2 protein-coding genes are annotated in these 1,436 nt (G+C 60.9%); both read right to left on the bottom strand.

Going from position 1 to position 1,436, the window contains the following annotated elements:
* Positions 1 to 39: 39 nt before the first annotated feature.
* On the bottom strand, positions 40 to 888 hold the full coding sequence (locus tag ACI3KU_RS18940) for an IS3 family transposase (protein WP_404923888.1): 849 nt from the start codon (positions 886 to 888) through the stop codon (positions 40 to 42).
* Positions 885 to 1,376: a helix-turn-helix domain-containing protein gene (locus ACI3KU_RS18935; RefSeq protein ID WP_404923887.1), complete on the bottom strand. Its 492-nt coding sequence runs from the start codon at positions 1,374 to 1,376 to the stop codon at positions 885 to 887. Before ACI3KU_RS18935 ends, ACI3KU_RS18940 begins: the two co-directional genes overlap by 4 nt.
* Positions 1,377 to 1,436 lie beyond the last annotated feature (60 nt).

The following is a 1,436-nucleotide window of genomic DNA, read 5'->3' as shown; positions in this document are numbered from 1 at the left end:
TGAACTGGTCCGTGTTTGTTGGACTGGTTTAGGTAAAGCCTAGGCGGCGAGGGTCTGGATCCGGTATTGCACCGGGCTCAGGCCCTCGAGTCGTTCTGTGATGCGGTCGTTGTTGTACCAGCGGATGTACTCGTGAAGTGCGGTCTCGAGGGCGTCGAGGCTGAGGTAGCGGACGTGGTGGAAGCACTCTTCCTTGAGATGGCCGAAGAAGTTCTCCATGACCGCGTTGTCGAAGCAGTTGCCCTTGCGGGACATCGACTGCATCGCGCCGGCATCAGCGAGCAGCGCCCGCCAGGAACGGTGCTGATATTGGAACCCCTGGTCGGAGTGCACCAGCGGGTGCTGGTCGGGCTCGAGCGTTTCGATGGCAGCGGACAGGGAACTGTTCGTCAGTTGCAGGTTCGGTGACCGGCTAGTCGAGTACGCGATGATCTCCCCGTTGCATAGATCCATCACCGGGGACAGGTAGAGCTTGTCGTCGCCGACACGGAACTCGGTCACATCCGTGACCCACTTCTCGTTCATCTCCTGCGCCGTGAAGTCGCGGTTCAGGACGTTCTCCGCGATCTGCCCGACCTCGCCCTGGTAGGACACGTAACGACGCTTGCGACGTGACGTGGAGGCCAGACCGAGCTGGCGCATCAGCTTCAACACGGTCTTGCGATTGATCCGCCACCCGTTCCTCGTCAGCACGAGGTGCACGCGCCGATACCCGTAACGGCTCTTGTTCACCGTGAAGACATCGGTGATCGCGGCCTTCAGCTCCGCATACGGATCCGGGGCATCCAAACGAGCCTGGTGATAGAAGAACGTTGATCGGGCAAGGCCCGAAGCGGCGAGCAGGTCAGTGAGGGAATGTTCGGCCTTGAGGGTCACGACGGCGTTCACTTTGACCGTCGTTGTTGCTCCATCAAGGCGCGTAATTTTCCCAAGTACGCCACCTCCGCCTGCAACCGCGCGTTCTCCCGCCGCAACCGCGCCAGTTCGCTCGCCTCGGTCGAATCGGCATCTTCCGCTGGTGGTCTGCCACGACGTTTCGGTCTGAGCGCGTCTTCGCCTTCCTCGCGGTACTTCCTCGCCCACGTCTCGATCAGCTTCGGCGAGGACAGGGAGAACTCACGCGCCAGATCACTCTTCGTCTCACCGGCCAGGAAGCGCTGGACGACGTCGAGCTTCACCTCGAACGAGAACACCTGCTTGGTCGTTTTTGTCACCAGCGCCCCGCCTCCACGCACTCGCCATCTGTCATAGAGCCGCCGGACCGGATTCAGCCGGACCATCAGATCAGTGGCGACCGACTCAGGCCCCCAACCGGCCTCAAACAACGCTACCGCCGTGGCACGCTGGTCATCGGAAAGCGAACTGCGTGGATGCATGAAACTGCTCCCTGAATGTCAGAACTGAATTCATCAGTCCAACTTCCAGGGAGCAGTTCA

The organism is Microbacterium sp. ZW T5_56 (assembly GCF_044987425.1).
Classification (GTDB): domain Bacteria; phylum Actinomycetota; class Actinomycetes; order Actinomycetales; family Microbacteriaceae; genus Microbacterium.
This window is presented reverse-complemented; position numbering and strand designations above follow the sequence as displayed.